This is a genomic window from Candidatus Nitrosocosmicus sp. R (genome assembly GCF_054408505.1).
The window spans coordinates 668,068-690,449 of sequence record NZ_CP167090.1 but is presented as its reverse complement, the minus strand read 5'-3'; the positions used below and the strand labels follow the sequence as shown (position 1 = coordinate 690,449).

Sequence of the window (22,382 nt, the reverse complement as noted above, 5' to 3'; positions counted from 1 at the left end):
TCGTTAAATCCCGACCAGGAAATAATTATTTTCACTTATTATAGTATCAAATTTCACTTACAAGCGTTTTTCACTTGTTCGTTACTAAGTCAATACTATTGGTTGCTGGAATTTGATTGAAATTCTAGCGAATTATAAAATTGTCTGATAAACTACATCCTCTTTACTAGATATGAATATGAGAATATTTCATGGGAACATAAACCTGCAATAGTCGTAAAAGACAATTTACTTGCTCTTTTGGTAATATTGGATCCGCTGACCCTGGTGCAATAATACCTGTTTGCCAGATAGATCAGACAGGGGCCTCGGCACCCCATAGGTATTTCTTGCCAGTGGAAAAATGTAAGTATTGTCCCTAGACGGCTTGTTTTATCACCGAAATAAAGATGATGCGACATTGCATCATCTTGGTTTAGCGTGAACTTTACAAGCCGAGGTCCCAAATCGTTAGAATAAAAATCAATATTACTCGGAGGATCTATGGCTATAGAGGGTAACATGGTACATTCCATGGTTATTCCTATTCATATATTTTTACTACTCTTTTCCTGCTCTTTCCATTCTTTAAAAGATAGACGCGGTACATTAAACAAATCAGTAGTTCGGGTATATACACAGTTTTTGTGCATCCTCCCAACTGGGGAGATTAGATCGGTAGGACCGTTTGATTCTCGTAAGGATCCAAAAATTCTTTCTTTACATGCAGGTAGATAATTTCCCCCAACACTATGCGGGTGTTTCCAATTTCTGCGGTACTTGCTAGGCGGCATTCAAGGTTAGCTGGTGACTCCGCGATCCTTGGTGGTTTCACCTTTATAGAGGGTATCTTGGTTAGCCCGGCAATATCGGATTCGTCAATTTCTGGGGGAAAATCAATGGATGTCATGTTCACTTGCTCTAAACTACTTTCGTTTACAATATTTATGACAAACTCCTTTGTCATTTGGATATGATACCCAGTATCTTTCAAATCATTTTTTCGAGTTTCATCTTTGCCAATACCAATAGCCACAATTGGAGGGTCATTCCCCATCAAATTAAAAAACGAAAAGGGCGCCGCGTTTGGGATTCCTTTATCGCTTAATGTAGAAATGAAGGCGATTGGTCTAGGAGTTATTAGAGAAATTAATAGATTATATCTAAGATGCGCCTCTATCGTAGAAAGATCAAATTCCAGGGTATCCATGTTATAGATACACCATTTACTTTTTATATTTTTCATGATTTGTAAAGGCCTTTTGACATTTTTTTAGAACAGATGGTATCCAAATAGGATTAAAAGGTTCTTGAGAAAGGTGAATGACTGGTAGTTTTAGATTCCTTACTGTTTATCCTGGTCTATTTTCGATTATGACCGCATACACTCGCCTTCATATAAAATATTGTTAATATCAAATGCTTTTGAACAAAATAAAACTGAAATGTGATTATTATTTTAGAAAATTGCTAAAAAAATGAATTATTGAATGTCTGGAATGTAATTGTATCTACTCTATTTTGATTTCCTTACCTGCGGGTTTAGTAACTTTCTTTTTGTCGAAGGTTATTTCCAATATGCCATTGTTATATGCTGATCTTGCAGTCTCAATTTCTGCTAGCTCTGGAAGTTCTATATTCTTATGATATTTTCTTTGAGCATCCTTTGATGTTGTTACTTCAACTTGCGAGTCATATGCTTTCACTTTTATGTCTTCTTTTCTGATACCGGGCATTTCAACCACTACTTTGACTTCTTTATCGGTCAAGTTCACATCAACTAATGGCTCTCTTTCTGCAGATATTTGGGAGATATTATCAGGTTGTGTTCCTATTTTTTTTACAGAACTGTCATTCAAAGATTTGATATTTCCAAATTCCCGAACATGAGGTTTACCATCGGACCCGATAGTCATTGAATATCCATACACTATTGGCCCTACTTCTCTAACTTTACCACCTTCTTTTGTTTCATATTCTCTTACGAGTTCTTTTGGGGCGTTATTTGAGATATCATTAAATACATCAAACATTCTATTCATTTCCTTATGGATATCATCAAAATCGCTGAATGCATCTCTGTTAAACAATCCTAATCCTCTTCCTCTGCCTTTTCCTAGACCTGTCTCAAAGAATCTGCTAATCCAATCGCTTGGTATAATGTCTTTATTGCTCATTTATCATATACACCTACATATGTAATACACATTACATTATATAAAGTTTTCTTACATTATGTAATAATAACATAAGATAGAATTATTACGATGTTCACCATCATATTAAGCATCAAATACGGTCTCAGGACACCGAAACAAAAATAGGATACTGATGTTTGTGATTACACCTAGCAAAATTGGTGATTTCAATTATTTTATGATCTTCATGTGATATTATTTCGTATGGTTAATCTAATGTCATGGTTATTCTCATTGATCTGGTTAATTTAGACTGTTTCAAAAAAGATTTGATTTTTATATCTTTGCGTTGACCTTATGTAACATATAGAGCGTCTAATAGTATGAAAGATTAACTTCCGAGTCGTATTATCATGTAAAATATCCCCCTGGTTCCTACGTATATGATATCTGGCCAGTAGAAAAATGTATTAAAGATGGCGATGTATTATATTAGTGCTAGTTAAGATTAATAAAATTAGCGATGTAGAACACAAGGTAAATGTTACTTTACTGGATATTGACGATCTAGGATCTGTGGTTCCAATAAAAGATCTCGAATTGAACCTGCCATCATATGATGAATCAGTAATTAGTATATTAAAGACGTCTACCCACGTAATCATTTTTATTGATGATCCTCCAAATGGGGCTAATCCCACAATAATATCGGCCATCAACTTGACTGATGATGAATTAAACCATGAAAAGGAGAATATGATCAAAGTTGCAAATGATCAAAAAAAATTAGAGTAAGAAAATAATCACAATCATTAAATCTTATCATTATGTCTCCATCTGTCATTCAAATTATTTTTCGGAGCGAGAATAACCCGTGTTCTTTAACCCACCATAAAAGCAATTCCCAAAAGGCAATCGTTAGGAAAAAACCATCTGAGGATAGATGTTAGTAGGATCAATCAATCAGGGCTGTTTCCAGATTGACAACTCCTTCAGGTTGAATTATCTTTGCAAATAGTTCACATACTGCAATAAAAGGTTCGCCGTTAATCGTTCTCAGCCATACTGAATCACCCACGAAAGGAATGGATGCAGAGAAATATGGAGATGCAGTGCCATAATCAGTCACGATAGCTGACGGAGCACTTAAGACACCGGGGGTTCCGCGTTCTCCTGTGTCAGTATGGTATCCAGAATATAGTTCTCCAAGTCTATCTGTATCAAGCTGAGAAAAAGTATTATTGTCAATATTCAGTCTGTGGCTAATACCCGCTTCCACCTGTTTCGTTGCAGTAAACGTTACTATACCAGATTATATTGTTTCGTCATCCCTATTAGGAAGCAGTGGTGCACTATGTGGATCATCCCCAGCTTTCAAAGTCACATTATTAAAATCTTCGGATGAGACAATTCCACGAAGAACAATTGGCTGTTCAGATATGACTTTATTGGCCATATCTGATGTAACATTACTAGAAATAGTATTAGCAGTGTTGTTTATTGTGCATACTCTTGCAATGGATAAGATAGATTTTGATTTAATGCAATTAAGAAAATTGGCACCACTAGGGTCATTACGACAATTATATAACTCCTGTTCACTTCTCATTGTTAAATCAGCAAGTTAAAAAGGCTTTTGCTATCCATAGCATAAATCGATCTTTAAACTCCTTTTTGTGAACTGTTATTTTTAATAGTGGAACACATTTTTGGATAGATCCAACATCATGGTCTTCAAGACAACCCAATCTAACCTGTAAAGGTAACAATAATTCATATAAAAATGGAAATTAGTAGCGATTTATAAAAAAGTTACTGTCCTTTTTTTATGTCATCTAGGGTCATTATCATATCCCGGTGGACCTTTCCGCCTAGCATTAACAAAGGTTCACAAGCGTTATACATTTGGTCAGGAGAGGATATATCCATTACAAACATAGCAGTCCTTTCTCCATCAGAAAGGGTAAAAAATGCAGATTCTGACTTTGTGTTTCTTATATGTTCTTCTATTTTTTTTAAAAAGGTTGGATCATTTACCATTTCGTTTCCAAGTAAAGTAGGAAAGGAAACTCGTATTAAAAATTTCATAGTCAAAGAGTCAACAGTATATTAAATAAATATTTTGAATATCAATGATATATCTATTATTGCATTACCTATTTAATTTTCCCAATTCCCTGATAGTGATTCCAGCATGTTTCTATTTTGTGAGTATGTTATCCAATCTTTTACTAAATTTTCCTCTCATCTGCTACAGAGGAGTTACGGGTGTTACTGTTGTTGTGTTTTCTGCTGGCACGGTACTATTTGTTAATCCCAAATCTGATGGTGATGCGTTTCCAACGGTTGCAGGAAGCTCCGCTGTTGTTGGAGTGTTAGCATATATTTGAAGCGAAAATCCTATTATTCCAGAAATAAAAGTTATGGTTGCAAGCATACAGACCAATAGTATTAACCTTAAAGCATACATACTCCTTTACATTTACATCATAGTATAAAAATTGTAACGCTTTGCAGAAAATATTATTTCATCCTTTTGCGTTCTTGAAATTCTAGACGACTAAAAAATTTTATGTTTTTTGGCCAGAGTAGATTACCAGATTTAGGAGTAAATCCGTTTAAAATATCAACATCAACCTCTAGGACATTGTTCAATACTCATTCATCTCAATAGCAGATAACACGATCTGAACAAAATAAATCGCTTTAAATGGTAATGGAACTGACATTGAAATTCGCTTATCAATAATCATAATTTCAAATTCAGAGAGACAATTAATCATATTAATTCTGCTGGATAGGTTTCTTTTTCATAGGGTGAGCGAATGAAAGTTCATGTCCATCTGGTTCCCTTATATGGAAATACCTTTCTCCCCAAGGGGCATCCACTGGTTCGTGAACAAGCAGAATTAAATTCGAGAAAGACGGGTTATTGACAAAATACGAATATAATTTGTCTACATCCGCCGTGTAAAAAATTATTCTACCAAAAAATCTAGGCTGACACTTACTAAAACAAGTGCTACTTGCAGAACCTTCGAGTTCGAGGTTCAAATACATATGCTGCTTACGCTTTCCAATCTGATAAGTAGTAAACGGATCATCAATAGACCCACCATAAATCAATTCAAAACCAGGTACTTTAGAGTAAAAGCTACAAGATCTTTTCATGTTTCTGATAATTAGAGTTACTGCAGAAATTGCATATACTTCGCTCATGAGATTAATTGTGGAGGTCGTCCTTTCTTAGTTTATGGTAAAATTTAACCCGTTTAAAACACAAGAATTAGTTTAATGACAATCTAACTTTATCATTTATCTTCGTGTTATTTTTTTCTATATTCACGGCATTTTTTTTATTGGAATTCAAATTTATCCTTGCCTGTTTACAAATATGGTCCATATCCGATAACTATTCAGCAGTACCACCATAAATATCCCATTTGGACGAAAATGATGGCGCTTAAAAGATATTTGATATTTGATAAAGTTGTCCCGTTTATAGGAGAGATCCAAAAGGACAGTATGGATAAACATCTTATTTTCAATTTATCTCTTTACTAATATTGAGACAGTATAGTATACCTTGCAAGATCATTCTGACAGGCTCGTGGCATATGAATCAAAAAGGTCAGCACATTACTGCAAATAAATTTTGCCATTTGAATTGCAATTTTCAAATTACTAATTTGACTTTGGTGGGATTATTCTGATACATACCAGCATCCCGTATTCCACTAAGTATAAATCATTCCTTGGTTTGGCTTTACGTATATGATGCAAAAAATGGCAGATATTTGGAAATATTTTAAAACTAACAAGGTAAATCAAGATAAGAAAACCTTTAGTTGTTCATGGTCATCAAAGAGTGGGATGAATAATACCAGCCTTATTATCCCTAATCAAGAAGTGGTGTTATAAAAGGGTCTCAGAAAGATCCATACCAGACCCTATTAGACCTGATACTGGTGGAACCGATCCTGGTCCACGTAATAAAGAATTGGACCGTCAGAACCCCGATATTCTTACACCACCTAGTACCTGATTCAGGTACATTACCGAATTTGAAATTTTCATTTTCTTTGGCACACAATCGACTTCAGAAAGGTGGATGGACACGACAAGTAACAGCAAGAGAGTTACCTATCGCTACGACGCTCGCTGGCGTTAACATGCGGTTAAATGCCGGAGGAGTACGCGAATTGCACTGGCATAAGGAGGCGGAGTGGGCGTATATGCTCAACGGAAGGGCACGAATAAGTGCAGTTGACCAAGATGGTTGTAACTTCCTAGACGATGTAGGTACTGGAGATATATGGTATTTTCCTCCCGGTATTCCTCATTCGATCCAAGGATTAGAAGAAGGCTGCGAGTTTCTCCTCGTTTTTGATGATGGCAACTTTTCTGAAGATTCAACGTTTCTCATTACCGATTGGTTTGCCCATACCCCCAAAGAAGTACTAGCAAAGAATTTTGGCTTGCAAATGATCGAATTCGCCAATATTCTGATGCACGAACTTGATCACAAGTACTACATGTTTCCTACCGAGGTACCTGGGCCATTAGCATCTGACAAGATCGTTAGCAATCAGGGACAAAGATCTTTTAGCTATCATTTTCTGAATCAAGAGCCATTGGCGACCTGTGGTGGTACGGTTCGTCTGATCGATTCGTCCAATTTCCCAGAAGCAACCAACATAGCGGCAGGACTTGTGGAGGTCAAGCCAAGAGGAATGCGAGAGATGCATTGGCATCCAAATACTGATGAATGGCAATATTATATTGAAGGTTCTGCCCGGATGGGAGTATTTGCAGCAGAAGGTAAAGCACGGACTTTTGACTACCAGGCTGGCGATGTCGGGTATGTCCCATTTGCGATGGGTCACTATATCGAAAATATTGGTGATAAACCATTGCGTTTCCTGGAGATGTTTAAAAGTTCTCGCTTTCAAGATATTTCGCTAAATCAGTGGATGGCTTTGACGCCCAAAGAACTTGTACAAGCTCATCTCAATCTGAATCACACCATGATGGGTTCATTACGTAAGAAAAAATGGCCGGTTATCAATAGTTCAAGTGATAAGGTCTAAAAATTATAGCGTCATCCTACTATGGGATTGACTACTATACTTTTTTCATAGAGTTTCCATCATTGGAACCCTCATCAGGTCTTGGGTCTTAGATATATGGGTTTACCGACATCTATGGTCAACAAATATCAATTTACAATAGGATAATTATTACCACCTTTGTAATCTGCGGCCATTTTGGTATTGTAACATGACGTAATGGTTTTGGAATGAAACTCTTCTTGGGAAGTAAAATCATAAATCGACAAAAATATAGAATCACAAGACATGACCATCCACACTTTGAAAAATATGCAAAGTCATGTAGATAGTATTTAGAATTATCCAAATATGGTTATTTGATAAATATTGCTCCAACTAACCAAAATATTTTTAGTGATGGTTTGGACCGTGATAGATTTCTAGAAGACTGAGAAGCTTAACAAAGTGGTTATATACCACATTATTGACATTAAGTGGATGACAATCAAAAATAACAGAATGTTATTTCTAAGCATCGCTCTAGCACTAGGAAGTGTCTTTGCGGTATCAGCAGTTTCAAGTACATCAACAGCATTTGCAAACCACGATTTTGCTGCTAACCTTACTGGTCAAGAGGAAGTTCCAGCAGTGGATACTCAAGCAACAGGAGAGGCAAGATTTAGCCCCATTCTCCCAAACAATGATACACTAGACTTTTCCGTTAATGCTTCTGGCATCCAGAATGTAACCGCGGCTCATATCCACAGTGGAATTCTAGGAGAAAACGGACCAATTGCAGTGACTCTATTCACATTCGATCCCACGCAGAATCCAAATCAAAATGGGCTTACTATAAATGGTACTCTAACAGGAATTAATTTGGAAGGACCGTTACAAGGAAAAACAGTTTCTGACTTAATGACTGCAATCAAGGGTAATAGTACTTATGTTAACATTCACACAGTTCAATATCCAGATGGTGAAATAAGAGGACAATTAATGAGTACAAAGTAAGAACGAAGTAATTTTTTACTTATTCTCATGCAGTAAACTAAACTACTTTTTTTATTTGAATTACCAACTAGTATGATCACAGGTTACAATATAATGTGCAAGATCATTTAGAGTCAAATAAAACTACTTCTTGTTACTAACAGCTATACTATGATAAAATCCCATGTTCCGTTAGAAAGAAATCAAAAGAGAAATTTACTACCTCAAAACAAATTTCCCATATTTTATCTAATTAGTTTTTTATTTTGATCTTTTGAAATGGCATTTGGTATTAAATAGATCAGAATTAAAATATATATATGAATGGTAGTTATAATAGTAAATATAGTAATAATGATGAAGAAAATAGATTTATCGCCGACCCATCTTTAAAGATTGATCATGTTCACCTAAAAGTCTCTAATTTACAGAATTCCATAGATTTTTACCAATCCATTTTAGGATTTAAGATATTAGAAAACAAACCAAAAGAAAATATAGTATGTCTTGGTTCTCGTGAGCCTGGACAGGATGAGAATTCATCATTGCTAGTCTTGAGTCAGATAGATGGTGTCAATAGTAGCGTATCAAACAATCCTAGCCTAACAAAAAGAGAGGCAGGGCTTTATCATTTTGCCATATTACTGCCTGAAAGAAAATTTTTAGCATCATTTCTCCAGCACATTAAGAAAAATCTCGATCCACGATACTATGAAGGTTTGGCCGACCACGCCGTCTCTGAGTCTTTATATCTCCACGACCCCGATAATAACGGGATCGAGATTTACCATGATAGGCTACCATCTGAATGGACATGGACTGATGCAAACAAAATACACATGGTAACAGAATCACTCGATGTCAAGGATTTATTAAATCATGAAAGTTATGAAGCATGGAATGGTCTTCCTGAGAAAACATCGATAGGTCATGTTCATTTACACGTATCAAACCTTACTAAAGCCAAGAAATTCTATCAGGATATGATTGGACTTTACCATACTGCTTCGTATCCAGGAGCCCATTTTTTTGCCGCAGATAGATATCATCATCACATTGCCACAAATGCATGGATTGGGACAAACATCCTACCTAATAGTGCAAATGACTTGAGTAAAGTAGGACTAGACCATTTTGCAATCATGATACCCAATAACAATAAAGAGAAAGACTCATTCAAAAACCACCTCATTAATAATGGTATCTCGATGGATGAAAAGATACTTGATTCAGATTTTCACCAAAAAACTTCATTTTATGTTTACGATCATGATGGAATAAAAATACAGTTTAATTTCGTTTAACTCTCCCTCTTGTTTATTTCATTAATGTGAATTTCATTGATCATTAAATAAACGAAATAAATTATCGAAAAATATTGATAAATTTACCTGCATGCATATCTTGTTATAATATTGATTTGTAGACATGATGGAAAACGTCAGAATTCTTTGAACATAGAAGCACTGGTATGAGCCCATTAATAGAAACACACTAATAGTAGGCAAAATGGTTAGATTCTAGAAATCTAATCAATGTTTCAATCAATATGAAAAAAACCAACGAAGGATGTTATTTAAAAGAATATTAAGGGCATAGAAGCTAGATTATTTGTTACTTTTTTTTTCAAAATTCCAATCTCTACTGTAATTCTCGCTTTTCATATTAAATCCTTTAAAAATATCAAAATAGGTTTGTTTAATCTTTTTTTGTCTTTCAAAATCAGACTGTATCCACAAAATGTCAAATACTGAAGTTGAGGACGATACCCGAGTATCACTAATGGAAAAGGACACTATTGGGTCAAGTTCTTTTGTTGAAAGAACAAATCCTTCGTTCCCGTAATCAATTTCTACCAAAACAACATTGTCTACAATTATTGATAGATGTAATTGAGGAATTTTTTTGGAGAAAAAATTAGTATTAATGTCCAAATCCTGAGATAGTTCCTTGAGTTTATATCGTATTTCATCCTTTACGGCCGTTTGTCCTTCTTCCAAGTGAATTAGGATCTTTACCGTCACGTCTTTGACTAACATCTTTGAGATTGAGACAAACAGATTGCTATTGTAAAAATCCCAAAAGAGATTAGTTGAGGGAATTAAGATCAGTATTTGATCTACACAAGATCCCACAATCCGAAAAAGTATTTCACTTGAATTGGCATCTATTTCTGACTGGGGTTCATGGTTTAGTATGACCTCCATTACACTTTTTTCAATTTCTGTTATTTTTTCCCTTGCTGGAACGGAATCACCCCATAGATGCTTAAATAAAGAATCTTGTTGTTTGACAAAATTCCTGTTATCCACGTAAAAGAATTGAGTCAATTTCTCCAGTGGCTCGATTTCTTGTTCCAGATCGCTTAATCCATTTTCAGAGAAGTGGCAGAAACAATATGAGTGCTCGTTCCTAAAGCTGCACCCCTCTAGATTATCTGAATGTCTTATATCAGAAAATTTCATTAGACGCTTAGAATAATTTGCGCTCTTCTTGTCAATTTCGACTACGATCTTGATGTCGATATTGCGCAATTTCAATTTCCTGAAGAATGTAAGAATTGATGAATACTCCACTAAATGGCATAACCAATCATGATCTATAATTATTTCCAAATGCTGCTCGGTATTAGAAAATATTTTAAGTATAAGATTGATGGATTCATCAAGGGTATATTTTACATTGACTTCCTTTATGCCAGAACCTGTGGGCATTTTTAATAACTTAAGGTTATTAACCCACATACGAATATAAGATTATCTTTTCAAATTTACCTTCTAATGGAACCCGAAGGTAACAAATTTTAAATAATTGATAAGGTTTTTTGTTTTGTTTTTATGTCAATTTCCATTATTCTAACACCCGATTTGTACCCCAAGTTAATCTTATGCATATATACAAGTTCACTTGGTGGTAAATTTTAGGGATTCATTACCTGTTGCCATACTAACTTCTGTAATCCATTCACATTCTATGTTAACCTTATCGTGATGCTTAATTACGGCTTCTTTATCGGGAGCACTTAATAAACAAAAACATACACCAGCTTCCATATTGTAGAATAAGTTGACGTGTGTGACCCCATATTCGTCTATGGGAGCCTTAACCAGCTCTTGGAGATTTTCTTCTTTAAATGGCACCTTATGAACATCAAGAAAAATAGCCATACAGGTTTTTGGTATGATAAAGATATAAAAACATTCTCAAAAATGACTGATATGCAATTAATATCTGTTAAGAGGTCCCTCACTAAAAAGGAAGACCATTATTCTTAGGCAAAGACGATACGATGGTACTAATACGAGCAATAAAAATTGGATTATCGCCAATAATTGTAAATGTTTAAAGACAAGCCTTTAAAAAGAAACAGTATTACTAAATTTGGTTAGTAATACAATTTAGCCAGCAATAGGAAATGAATTCCATAAGGATGCTATTGGTTATTTAACAATTAAGAATTTGAAGATTTAGTGGAAATAATATAGAATGTATCAAATGGATTTAGGTAAATCTAAAAATTTTTGTGGAATTTCTGCATTGCCGGCGTACTGATTATATAGGGAATAAACATCAATTTTTTGGTTGTGTTTTATACAGTAACTCCCGAGATAATGTATGTCTTTCTTTAATTCACTGTCAATACTAAATAAGTTATTTGCAAAACTTCCTTCGATCAATATGTGACCTTGATCACCTAAATCCATAACTCTCCTAGCAAGTATTATACCTGGACCCCATAAATTTTGATTATCATTCAAATCATTGACTATAAAAACATGTCCCGAACCAATTCCAATTCGCACTTGTATTATAGATTGATTTGATGAATTTGAATTGTGTATTCCTAGTTTTTTGTGAAGTTCCAGGCTTAATTCTACAGGTAGTTTAGGATCGGTTAAGAAACCGATCGCCATACCATCTCCAGTAGGAAGAATTTTCTTCTCTCGGTCCTTTTTATAAGAATTACACGAATTGATCAAATTATTTAGTATCTGGATCTTTTCTATCTGATTTTTGACCGACAGAGAAGGATCTGACAATCCAACTATATCAATAAAGAAGAAATTTGTATATAAAATTCCAGATGATCCAAATTCTGCAATTTTAGAATTTCCGTAAAAATTAACTAATTTCATGTAAATGGCTAGATGTTCCTGATGAAAAGAAAGTTCTTGATAGAATACTGGAGATTCATCAATCTGTTCCTTACATAAATTGCAAATTAGTCTAGTTTGATTACTAATAGATGTTATGATATTGTTATCGTCCAGTGTATAATTTATCCAATCTGATTTACATTTAGTATTCCCAAACATAGATACTAGTTTTATGTACTTTTGCGACTGAGAAGGATCTGAAGGTAACTTAGTTTCAAATAGTCCGTCAAAAAGATGTGCTACCTTGTTAATAAATATGGATGAATTGGGGTCTGTGCTATCAATAGAAAATATTGAATTTACCTCATGGTTTTTAAGCAGAAAGACCAAACTAGTTACAAATTTGGTTACATCTTGATCGTTAAAATTTTCTAGAAAGTTAGTCAATGAACTTAACACAAAGTAGACAGGTCGATTTATGTGGGTTTCAATTATTTGTCTAACCTCTTCAAAAAGATGTGTGAGCGCTTGACTATTTTCAAAACTGGCTCCATCATATCCCTTTAACGTATATGGATTTAACACTGTTAAATTAAGACACAAGCTCTCCAACCCCGAAAAAAAAATGCTTTTATATTTTTTTTCTATGAATGAAGAGCTGATACAAATACAAAAAACCCCGTCTGTCAGGCCATTTAATATAAAATTATTGCAATAGTGTAATTTTCCCGATAACTTTGGCCCAGAAATTAGATACACTCCAAGATCAGGTCGCTGTAGGTTTCTACCTATTATGTCATTACCAGGGAAATGTTTCATCTACATTACTATGTTAGGTAGATATTTCTTTTTTTCTTTTGAGAGGTCTATGAGCTTTGAGACTGAGCGATCCTCAACAGCCGGATTTGATATCAGAACTATTCGATTTTCTTTGATAATTCATCGACTTTCTTTGAAAAAGGGTGATTTGGATTTTTTAAGACAGTTAAATATTCCTGTCTTTCAAATTGCATATCACAATAACAAGGGATCATCGAAACTACATCCATTTTTATTAACTTTTCCAAATTATTAATTGTTTCATTTTGTTCTAATAGCAAAGACCTAAAAGAAGAAATATTTTCACCATACTTAGAGTTACCTGTATCAAGGGTTACTGGAGGCTCGCAATAGCCTGCAACTCTATTCAACAACAAATAAGATCTAGTTCCATAACTTGTAAAAGAACCATACACATCCATAGCCATATGTTTAGTACCTTCCACGTCTATATTATCCATCTTTAGTGACAAAAAGATAGTATCCGAAATGGCCAAGGAATTAATTGACCAATATCGAATACCCGGACTTGTATCCAGAATGATATAATCATAGTCTGTAACTGTAATACCTGTTTCTTTTAAAAATAACATTTTTTTTAACATGTGAGACTTTGATGAATCCTTCCTCATAACGGAATCTAAATCGGTTATTTCTTTCTTTGATGGATTAGAAAAAACAGCATGAAAGGAGCCTTTTATATCGTTAATCTGCGTGTTTGAATCAAATTCTTTCAATACATGAGAGAAATCATAAATGGAATCACAAAAGGTAATTTTATCATTCAAGTAATCATTAATCCATTTCTTTGGTTGAATATTAAAATAAACATATAAGCTTGGAGCATAGACATCCATATCAACAAGTAAAACATGGTATCCCTTTGACGCCAGGTTTGCAGAAAGGTTTACTGCTAAAGTGGTTTTACCTGTTCCGCCTTTGTACGAATGGAAAGCTATGACTTTTGCCACTAAATCAAAGTTCACCATTATATATTTTAATCTTATTAGTGGAAAGCGTTGATGTATAACTCTGTTTGAAGTGCATTGAGAAAAATCACCATTCACTGCGATATTGAGATGTACCGATATAAGCTGGTAAATCATCAATAACAAATCCTCAATATGACTCCATTGTATAAGGTAATCAATTCAAATTTTCAATGAATAACGTGATCGGTAAAAGTAATGATAATTGAGAAAATAGAATGTATCATACTTTTCTAGTTATATACATGGATTAATTGATAAGATTACTATAAAAATTCTGTGCATACATAATACCAAGTTCAAAGATGATAATGCAAAAAAAATATCAACCACCTGGATTCTTAACTTTATCATTAATTAGAGTCCATTCTAAAGTCTAAAACCCGATTTACATTGTCAGATAACAATTTCTTGGATCTTTATTACATGTCTATAGGTAAGTCGATTTATCTATAAGGCAAAAAAATCTATACATCTTAGAGACGGTTAATCAATCGATCAATTCAAAAATCATGTTTTTATCCTATCCTTTACACAACTTGTCTAGAGATGGTTAGAGAGAATGAACTTTGCAAAAAAATACCATTGTCAGACCCTATGGCATATATTCCGAAAATTATGTTTTTTACTAAAGGTAGAGGTACCCACAAAGATTATCTCACTAGCTTTGAACTTGCCTTACGTGATGCTTCGATAAGCGATCTGAATTTGGTATCGGTATCTAGTATCAAACCACCACAGTGCAAGATAGTAAATAGAGGAGAAGGCAGAAGATATCTGAAACCAGGACAAATTGTTTTTACGGTAATGGCGAGATCAGCTACTAATGAGCCAAACAGACTAATTGCCGCATCCATTGGATTAGCTAGGCCAGCAGATGATGCTCAATATGGGTATTTGTCAGAACACCACTCAACTGGAGAAACAGCTTCTAAGGCCGGAGATTATGCAGAGGATTTGGCCATGGAAATGCTTGCCACAACAATCGGATTACCCACTGATCCAACACTTTCATGGGATCAAAACGAAGAACAATGGAAACTTTCAGGAAAGATTTACAAAACACAAAATTTCACCCAGTCAGCTGCAGGAAACAAGGATGGCCTATGGACAACGGTAGTTAGTGCGGCAGTATTAATATTATGAAGCCATTATTTCGGTGGTATTTGATAAAGTCAACTTTGGAAAGATCTACTTAGAATAATCATATTTTTTAAAATTACTATTTATATAGAACACTGAAGATGAAAGTATGGTAGATTTTATTTGGAAAGCCTTAATTTGCGCTGACAAAATTACTTTTTAGCTTTCTTGACTATATTATCAATGATTTTACTACTACATCTAACTGCAATAATAATAGGATATTTTTAATCGATGGTTGTATTAAGATTTGTATTTATTTTATGATGTTTGAATCAGGCGTGACAGTGGCAATTCGTAGCCAAAAAGTAAAATTAAACGGGTACAGGACCCACTATGAATGTGTATATGATGCTCTGCTTTATTTAGAAAACCAGCCTATCCCTCTAACTAAGTACAGAATCTCAACAAATAAACATACTTTATCATCATTATTATCTAATCAGTTCATTAAACCCGTTACTAATAAGAATCTCTTATTGAATAGTAAATACACAGATGTTCCTCACTATGTTATATCTCCAAAAGGAATTGATTATATCAAAAGATATGAATCACTTAAACAGTTGTTTTTATAAATTAACCAAAAACAATATGGATTTACGAAATACTCTTATTTGCAAAAAGGACTTATCATAAGACAGATCTTATTTAATTAAACATGCGGTTATTTCATATGGTTTCACGATTAATAAAGAAATAAAATTTATTAAAAATAATATACTATGAATTAGATATTATTTTTTCTTAGCACTGCCACTGGTCTTCTTAGGACTAGTGGCCTTTGTACTAGTGGCCTTTGTACTAGTGGCCTTTGTACTAGTGGCCTTTGTACTAGTGGCCTTTGTACTAGTGGCCTTTGTACTAGTGGCCTTGGCTTTGGCCTTTCCACCTTTACTTGCGACCTTCTTTTGTGTTTCCTTATCAGCAGATGCTAATCCTTTCTTATCATCCTTTGGTGTAACTTTCTTAGATACCATTTAATAAACACTGATTACAAACAAACCATATAGAACCTATCATTAAAAGTAGTATAATAAATCATATAATAATTATAATAAAAGATTGTTTTGGAAGCGGAAGTAACTGTGGATCAGATAGAGCAAACGGATATTGATAGAATAATAAAGCATTTTTGATTTTTTTGGTTTGATGGTATCGATGAAATATAAAATAATACCCAATAACTATAGGAAAATCTTAAAATAACTATAACATTCCTCTAGCCGTTGTACCATATTTTTTCATCTGTTAATATTTCTTTTTATATTTTTGCTTCTGTCATGGATTTTTTTCCTTGTTATCACCTAACAGTCCTTTTGTAATCAGGTGAAACAAATTTTTAATCAATACAATAATTCGTAATCAATGATTTATTAGTTCATCAGAACTAAATAGTCACTTACTCTACTATTACTTGCCCAATCATGGTAGGATGGTAGAAACAATAATACGAATAAGTGCCAGATAGAACAAACACCTTACTATAAAAGTGTCCCGGCAATATTGCGGTAGAGTCAAACAATATTCCAGAGTTATTTTCGTATCCATTTTTATGAGAATTTGAGGTTACTGTGTGAGAGATTGCATCACCGTTTACCCATAGAATTGTTTGACCTTCTTGGACCACTACAGGATTAGGATTGTAGGACTTGTCACCCTCAATACCCATTATTTGTACTATGGTTGAATTAGAAACGGAAGGTGCGGTTTGGGTCAGTGGTGACTGTGATTTATTTGCATGTAAAGAATTATCGGAATCAATAAGGTCTAACTTTGGAATGATTCTATAGATTTCTCCGAAATAAGTCAAAACGTATAGATATCCATCTGGTCCCACTTCTAAATCTGTAATACCTCCAAAACCACTTCCGAATATGAGTGGAATAACCTCTTTCGGAGTATTTACCTGTTTATCAGCCAAGATATCCAAATTTCCCTCATAGGAGCTTCTGTTTATTTCGATAGCATTTCTTTCTGAATTTAGAGTGAATCGGTAGATATAGCCGTTGTTAATATCCCCCACAAATAGGTTGTTCTCATACTGTTTACCTAGTTTGTCAGATGAGAAAAATTTAGCATCGGTTATTCCAACAGTAGTGTTCCAAGAAAATTCAGGGTCACTGTATTTGGCATCTCCTAAAATCAACAAATCTTCTGCAGATTTACCGCGATTAAGAATATCGCTATCAGCAAATCCTTGGATTTGAGCCCATCCACTGTTAAAGCCAGGTTCAACCATATTTATTTCGTCTCCCGCTGCTGGTCCGTTTTCTGTTGCCCATAAGGTACCTGATACAGGATCAAAGTCCATACCAAAGCTGTTGCGGATACCCATTGCATAATAGTACCTTAATGGACCCTCAGTTCCAAAAATAGGGTCTCCGGCAAATTCACCAGTAGGAGTTAGCCTGATGATGCCGCTTGTACCATCAGCTGCAGGACCATTAACAACATTTTGAGATTCTGTTCTGTGAGCACCCACATCTCCAATTACCGTGTAAATGTTGCTATCAGGGCCAATTATCACCTTGCCCCCATTGTGCTCCCCTTTATTGTTCACAGGGGTAGCAGGCAAGTCCAAAAGAAGCGTAGGATTTATCAATTTTCCGTCATGATATTCATATTTGTATAATCTGTTACCCACAGGCTCTACACCGGCATTAAAATCATCACCATCTTTACCACCACCTGATTCTGTGTAATATAGAAAAACATACGTTTTAGTGTCGTTCATGCTTTTTAAAAGAGTCAATCCCAACAAACCTCTCTCCATGGCAGTAGCCACTTCAACGTCTAGAAGAGGAACATTCTCTTTAACTTGTCCGTCCAATACTCTAATTACCTTACCCGTCTCTTTTTCAGTTACAAGTATATCATTGTGTCCAAAGAACGCTAAGGATGTAGGAATGTTTAATGGTTTGTTGTTGACTTTTTCGACCACAAGGTTAGGGTCATTTAGAACCGGACCACCGGGTGATGCAGGTGCTTTGAAATAAGCGCCGTATGACAGAAAAATAGTAGACGATGAACAACTAAATGAAAATAAGATAAACAAGAGGACAAATAAGGTAATCGATTGTGTTGACTTATTCATGGTTTTGTCAGATAATAGGATGAAAGATTAACTATTAAGCTTATGTGTAATTGTTAATGAACGAGGATAAAAAAACTTACCAGCCTATTTAATAGAAGATAGCGCTGAGTCGGTGGAAATCATAAAATTGTCCTATGAACTTTATAATTATATGACAAAAGGTAACATATTGACAGATAAAAAAGTTGTTTGATAAAGATTTTGAGGAAAGGTGAATTGCGATGGATGTTATCTGTTAATTTATTATATCAAATGAAAACGATTCTGCTACTTGTTTCTGATTAGCATCGTCGCCTTCTACTCCATAATTGAATGTGACTTGTGCATTCACCTTACCAGGGTTTTCTGCTGTTAATATTTCATATCCTTTCCCTTGTACTGTTGTTGTTTCATGAGTATCTAGTGTTTCTGTAGATATTGCCTGACATGCTATGGCATAGTTAATATTTACATTGTTATCAAATTGAATATCTAAAGGTGAACCCCCACATTGGGCTCCAGTATATTTTATTGGGACATTCAAGTTATTTATTACCGTTGCCAGCACTTTAAATTCGTCTCCTGGTTTTAGATTTTGTGGATTTGTTCCTAATTGCAAAATACTTACATTATCATCATTACCGATACATCCTTTATCCTCTCCAGGTGTACAGCATGGCGGTGCATTTGGATTTATTCCACAGTTCTGGGGTACTTCGCCGATACATCCTTTATCCTCTCCAGGTGTACAGCATGGCGGTGCATTTGGATTTATTCCACAGTTCTGGGGTACTTCGCCGATACATCCTTTATCCTCTCCAGGTGTACAGCATGGCGGTGCATTTGGATTTATTCCACAGTTCTGGGGTACTTCGCCGATACATCCTTTATCCTCTCCAGGTGTACAGCATGGCGGTGCATTTGGATTTATTCCACAGTTCTGGGGTCCAGGATTGGTAACTATACCGGGTTGAAGTTTATTATCATCGTTTATTGTGTCCTGTTTTTGCAACGATTCATCTCTTACCAAAGACTCTTTTTGAACATCTCCGACTCCTGTCTGATTCTTTTGAGCAAAAACTGTTGGGAATAAACTAATAGCTAAATCTCCAGTATTAATTGAAACAATCATAGAAAAAATCGATGACCATATTACAAAAACAATCATCAGAGAAGCAGGTTTTCTATATTGTTTGTCAAAATTAGAAATTTTATCCATGTATTGGTGATTAATTAGTAATTATTAAAAGATTGTCTACAACTGGCGGAATTTTCTGGTCACAATAGCTCTGTAATCACTACTTCTTTTATTTCTTCAACAATAAAGAATGGTGAGTTCTCCTATCTTGTATATCTTGTCTTGTAATTAGTGGCAACGGTAATAAATAACTTGAATGTCGATTAACATTGTATGATCCATTCTTTAGCAAGGAAATATCCGTTTGTTCAAAGATGGAACTATCAACCGTTTCTGAATTTGTATTATTAATGAGTTGTTCTGCGCCTTCAATGGGTCAAAAGTTAGGAGATTCACTTAGCACTCTCTATCGTTGAGTGTAAATACAACATAGTATTTGCAGACATCATTATTAAATCGAAATTTGAACGCCAGCTTTATACAACCAACAGCCCTTTTGAATATTTTGAACATCATTCTATTTAATGCCAAAATTCAAGTCATTGAGTTGAACCATCAGACTTTTGGTTATTATGTTGCTGGTTTTATTGGCGTCGTGGCCCTACTGCAACATAGAATAAGGTAATATTACTAGGGCCATACGATTTGAATTGCCTTGTATTACAAAACAAATAATGGCAATTTTATAGAATCAAATAATCATCGAAATATCAAGACATATGTGACAAATTTAGAAAGGGAGCAGGTTAACTATTTTTGTAATAGCTCAGGGATAGTGATCTGCTATATTTTGTTATTGTCAGAGTGAAGATAAAATCTCAAAAGAGTGAAGTCTTGCAGTATGGTCGTAAATATGAGAAACACCCATGATTTCATCTACCTGAGTTCTGTTCAAAAAGGATTCTAAACCCTTCTTAACCTTAGAAGGATTTCCAACAAATGAGTATTTGAGCCGTTCACCCACTGCATATTTTTCAAGTTGGTCCCATATCTCATCGATGTTGTCTATTGGGGGTTGTAGTAGTCCATGGTTTTTTCTAATCATTCCCAATGCCATTAGTTGTACAGATGTGAATAAACGACTTGCCTCCTCGTCAGTATCAGCTGCAAATACATTTACTGCAGCCATGACATAAGGCTCTTGTAGAGTTTTAGATGGCTGAAATCGTTCTTTGTATATATTTACAGCAGATTCCAAGTAGGCAGGAGCAAAATGGCTTGCAAATGCAAATGGTAATCCCCGCGCCGCGGCTAGTTGAGCACTGAATATACTAGAACCCAAAAGCCAGATAGGTATATTCAATCCCTCTCCTGGGGTAGCCCTTACTTCCTTCGTGATGGTTTGGGGTTCCAGATAGTTCATTAATTCCTCTACACTGTTGGGAAAATCTTCTTCTGATTCATTCAGAATACCACGCCTCAAGGCCATAGAAGTAAGCCTATCAGTTCCTGGGGCTCGACCTATACCTAGATCAATCCTACCAGGATACAAACTCTCCAGGGTTCCAAATTGCTCGGCTATGACAAGAGGACTGTGATTTGGAAGCATTATCCCACCTGAGCCAACTCGAATGGTAGAAGTACCTCCTGCAATAAACCCTATGAGCACTGAGGTAGCTGCACTTGCTATACCAGGTATGTTATGATGTTCTGCCAGCCAATATCGATTATACCCCCATCGTTCCACATGTCGAGCTAAATCCAAACTATTTTGCATTGACTGGTTCGGAGTACTGCCAGCATTTACCATTACCAAATCAAGAACTGAGATGGATAAATTAATTTTTTTTCCAAGATGATGCAATGACTTAACTATGACAGTCCGATGCTTTTATCTTTCATTTCATCTTTAAAATTGAGTATTGCAAATTCACGTGCATAGTCCCTCCTGATTCACTCTGGCTTGGCTTTCAAAGCTTTTTGGCTATTAGTGCAACTGAAATTATGGACTTTACGGACTAGACAAACCCCTAATCGGACTTTTCTGCTAAATTTGCGTGTTGTTTAGTAGATGAAGGCCCTATCCGTGTGCAAGTTCACTGCGATAAAAAACATCAAGATCTATAGTATGGTGAGAATCATGTGGGTATTCCTAAAATCTCAGAACATAGATAAAGATTCTAATTGTTCATATTCGGTTTTTTTTGTAGACTCTAGGGGGTAGACGCTGCTCATTAAGAGTATTGTAGATTATGAGGTGAGAGACTCGTAGATCATCACCCACTAATTGTGAACTCGAATCATCAAATATTTTATCTTGTTTTACTTATACTACCTTGCTTTATGGATGCAATAGTAATTTGCGACACTAGATGAAGTAAGAATTGGAAATCAACCTAATCAAGTTGTTATTTGTGAAAGCAGTGTTGTACCTAGGAATAATATTTTATCTCAAAATCAAATTAGTATTAATTGCCATTTCTATTTTGCATTGTAGGATGTTTAAAGGTGAAAAATTAGATAGTGTAAAAGTAGGCTTAACTGTACAGGGGTCACAAAGGACAACAGGTGATGTATTTGATTGTACAAATGGTTGAGTCCATTGATTTGTATGTCCACTATTGTCTTCATCCAACCGTGCTAGGACCTCCGGCTTTTATTCTTTGAATGGAACATGGTTCAACTCTAGCTATTGATTTTACTTCTATCACATATACCTCAATTGATTTTGGAGGTTAAATTAAATTACCAATAGTTCGGTTTCTACAAAATACTAAATTGATGAATAGACTTGTCTCTATGTTATCGATATTTTTCTGGCGCCGATGCTTATAAGGCCGATGCTTATCAATTCACTAATTACAACTCTCTTCAGTCTCAGAGGAAAGCTGAGAAAAAATACTCACTATTACTAGCTATGAAGGAGGAGCCATGTTGAAGCGTGTGACCTAGAATTCCGACTTATTACCTGTCAAAACGCCATTCTATTCATATGTGGGAAAATGTAATTATGTAAATT

At 34.9% G+C, this 22,382-nt stretch carries 21 protein-coding genes and 1 pseudogene; 6 read left to right on the top strand and 16 right to left on the bottom strand.

The genetic code is table 11. The features are described from left to right. Nucleotides 1-649 precede the first annotated feature (649 nt). Nucleotides 650-1,225, bottom strand: a complete 576-nt coding sequence (locus tag AAGU22_RS03635) for a flavin reductase family protein (RefSeq protein ID WP_458720874.1) — start codon at nt 1,223-1,225, stop codon at nt 650-652. Nucleotides 1,226-1,490: 265 nt separating this feature from the next. Next, the gene (hsp20, locus tag AAGU22_RS03630) at nt 1,491-2,156 is read right to left on the bottom strand and encodes an archaeal heat shock protein Hsp20 (protein ID WP_458720873.1); all 666 of its coding nucleotides are present in this window, start codon (nt 2,154-2,156) and stop codon (nt 1,491-1,493) included. A gap of 456 nt (nt 2,157-2,612) precedes the next feature. Between hsp20 and AAGU22_RS03625 the strand changes: the two genes are divergently transcribed. Next, entirely contained in the window at nt 2,613-2,912 is a 300-nt protein-coding gene (locus tag AAGU22_RS03625) for a hypothetical protein (RefSeq protein WP_458720872.1), read from the top strand. Nucleotides 2,913-3,072: 160 nt separating this feature from the next. Here AAGU22_RS03625 and AAGU22_RS03620 read toward each other — a convergent pair whose 3' ends face one another. From AAGU22_RS03620 to AAGU22_RS03600, 5 genes are all read right to left on the bottom strand, one after another. Then, nucleotides 3,073-3,396: a hypothetical protein gene (locus AAGU22_RS03620; protein WP_458720871.1), complete on the bottom strand. Its 324-nt coding sequence runs from the start codon at nt 3,394-3,396 to the stop codon at nt 3,073-3,075. Between the two features lie 33 nt (nt 3,397-3,429). Beyond that, the gene (locus tag AAGU22_RS03615; RefSeq protein WP_458720870.1) at nt 3,430-3,726 is read right to left on the bottom strand and encodes a hypothetical protein; all 297 of its coding nucleotides are present in this window, start codon (nt 3,724-3,726) and stop codon (nt 3,430-3,432) included. Between the two features lie 203 nt (nt 3,727-3,929). Next, nucleotides 3,930-4,205, bottom strand: a complete 276-nt coding sequence (locus AAGU22_RS03610) for a hypothetical protein (protein ID WP_458720869.1) — start codon at nt 4,203-4,205, stop codon at nt 3,930-3,932. Nucleotides 4,206-4,368: 163 nt separating this feature from the next. Continuing rightward, complete coding sequence (locus AAGU22_RS03605; RefSeq protein ID WP_458720868.1) at nt 4,369-4,554, bottom strand: hypothetical protein; 186 nt, start codon at nt 4,552-4,554, stop codon at nt 4,369-4,371. A gap of 347 nt (nt 4,555-4,901) precedes the next feature. Continuing rightward, nucleotides 4,902-5,336, bottom strand: coding sequence for a VOC family protein (locus tag AAGU22_RS03600; RefSeq protein ID WP_458720867.1), 435 nt, complete (start codon nt 5,334-5,336; stop codon nt 4,902-4,904). Between the two features lie 682 nt (nt 5,337-6,018). Here AAGU22_RS03600 and AAGU22_RS03595 point away from each other — a divergent pair. The 3 genes and pseudogenes from AAGU22_RS03595 to AAGU22_RS03585 all read left to right on the top strand — a co-directional run bounded on the left by AAGU22_RS03595 (nt 6,019) and on the right by AAGU22_RS03585 (nt 9,465). Continuing rightward, nucleotides 6,019-7,207: pseudogene (locus AAGU22_RS03595) on the top strand (oxalate decarboxylase family bicupin). Between the two features lie 459 nt (nt 7,208-7,666). Beyond that, on the top strand, nt 7,667-8,182 hold the full coding sequence (locus AAGU22_RS03590; RefSeq protein ID WP_458720866.1) for a CHRD domain-containing protein: 516 nt from the start codon (nt 7,667-7,669) through the stop codon (nt 8,180-8,182). Nucleotides 8,183-8,481: 299 nt separating this feature from the next. After that, on the top strand, nt 8,482-9,465 hold the full coding sequence (locus tag AAGU22_RS03585) for a VOC family protein (protein WP_458720865.1): 984 nt from the start codon (nt 8,482-8,484) through the stop codon (nt 9,463-9,465). 303 nt (nt 9,466-9,768) lie between these two features. Here the strand turns inward: AAGU22_RS03585 and AAGU22_RS03580 are convergent, their stop codons facing one another. From AAGU22_RS03580 to AAGU22_RS03565, 4 genes are all read right to left on the bottom strand, one after another. Continuing rightward, nucleotides 9,769-10,905 carry a hypothetical protein gene (locus tag AAGU22_RS03580; protein ID WP_458720864.1) on the bottom strand — a complete coding sequence of 379 codons (1,137 nt, stop codon included), beginning with the start codon at nt 10,903-10,905 and terminating at the stop codon, nt 9,769-9,771. 159 nt (nt 10,906-11,064) lie between these two features. After that, nucleotides 11,065-11,328 (bottom strand): nickel-binding protein, encoded by a 264-nt coding sequence (locus AAGU22_RS03575; protein ID WP_458720863.1) that lies wholly within the window; start codon nt 11,326-11,328, stop codon nt 11,065-11,067. Nucleotides 11,329-11,652: 324 nt separating this feature from the next. Further along, nucleotides 11,653-12,861 (bottom strand): adenylate/guanylate cyclase domain-containing protein, encoded by a 1,209-nt coding sequence (locus AAGU22_RS03570; RefSeq protein WP_458720862.1) that lies wholly within the window; start codon nt 12,859-12,861, stop codon nt 11,653-11,655. 314 nt (nt 12,862-13,175) lie between these two features. Further along, on the bottom strand, nt 13,176-14,048 hold the full coding sequence (locus AAGU22_RS03565; RefSeq protein WP_458720861.1) for a ParA family protein: 873 nt from the start codon (nt 14,046-14,048) through the stop codon (nt 13,176-13,178). A gap of 615 nt (nt 14,049-14,663) precedes the next feature. Between AAGU22_RS03565 and AAGU22_RS03560 the strand changes: the two genes are divergently transcribed. Then, the gene (locus AAGU22_RS03560) at nt 14,664-15,212 is read left to right on the top strand and encodes a pyruvoyl-dependent arginine decarboxylase (RefSeq protein WP_458721733.1); all 549 of its coding nucleotides are present in this window, start codon (nt 14,664-14,666) and stop codon (nt 15,210-15,212) included. Nucleotides 15,213-15,496: 284 nt separating this feature from the next. After that, nucleotides 15,497-15,787 carry a hypothetical protein gene (locus AAGU22_RS03555; RefSeq protein ID WP_458720860.1) on the top strand — a complete coding sequence of 97 codons (291 nt, stop codon included), beginning with the start codon at nt 15,497-15,499 and terminating at the stop codon, nt 15,785-15,787. Nucleotides 15,788-15,946: 159 nt separating this feature from the next. Here the strand turns inward: AAGU22_RS03555 and AAGU22_RS03550 are convergent, their stop codons facing one another. From AAGU22_RS03550 to AAGU22_RS03530, 5 genes are all read right to left on the bottom strand, one after another. Then, nucleotides 15,947-16,189 (bottom strand): hypothetical protein, encoded by a 243-nt coding sequence (locus tag AAGU22_RS03550; RefSeq protein ID WP_458720859.1) that lies wholly within the window; start codon nt 16,187-16,189, stop codon nt 15,947-15,949. Between the two features lie 422 nt (nt 16,190-16,611). After that, the gene (locus AAGU22_RS03545) at nt 16,612-18,306 is read right to left on the bottom strand and encodes a PQQ-dependent sugar dehydrogenase (RefSeq protein WP_458720858.1); all 1,695 of its coding nucleotides are present in this window, start codon (nt 18,304-18,306) and stop codon (nt 16,612-16,614) included. Nucleotides 18,307-18,541: 235 nt separating this feature from the next. Beyond that, nucleotides 18,542-19,504 carry a hypothetical protein gene (locus AAGU22_RS03540; RefSeq protein ID WP_458720857.1) on the bottom strand — a complete coding sequence of 321 codons (963 nt, stop codon included), beginning with the start codon at nt 19,502-19,504 and terminating at the stop codon, nt 18,542-18,544. 718 nt (nt 19,505-20,222) lie between these two features. Continuing rightward, nucleotides 20,223-21,227 (bottom strand): LLM class flavin-dependent oxidoreductase, encoded by a 1,005-nt coding sequence (locus AAGU22_RS03535; protein ID WP_458720856.1) that lies wholly within the window; start codon nt 21,225-21,227, stop codon nt 20,223-20,225. A gap of 582 nt (nt 21,228-21,809) precedes the next feature. Further along, nucleotides 21,810-21,998 carry a hypothetical protein gene (locus tag AAGU22_RS03530; RefSeq protein WP_458720855.1) on the bottom strand — a complete coding sequence of 63 codons (189 nt, stop codon included), beginning with the start codon at nt 21,996-21,998 and terminating at the stop codon, nt 21,810-21,812. Nucleotides 21,999-22,382: the final 384 nt, after the last annotated feature.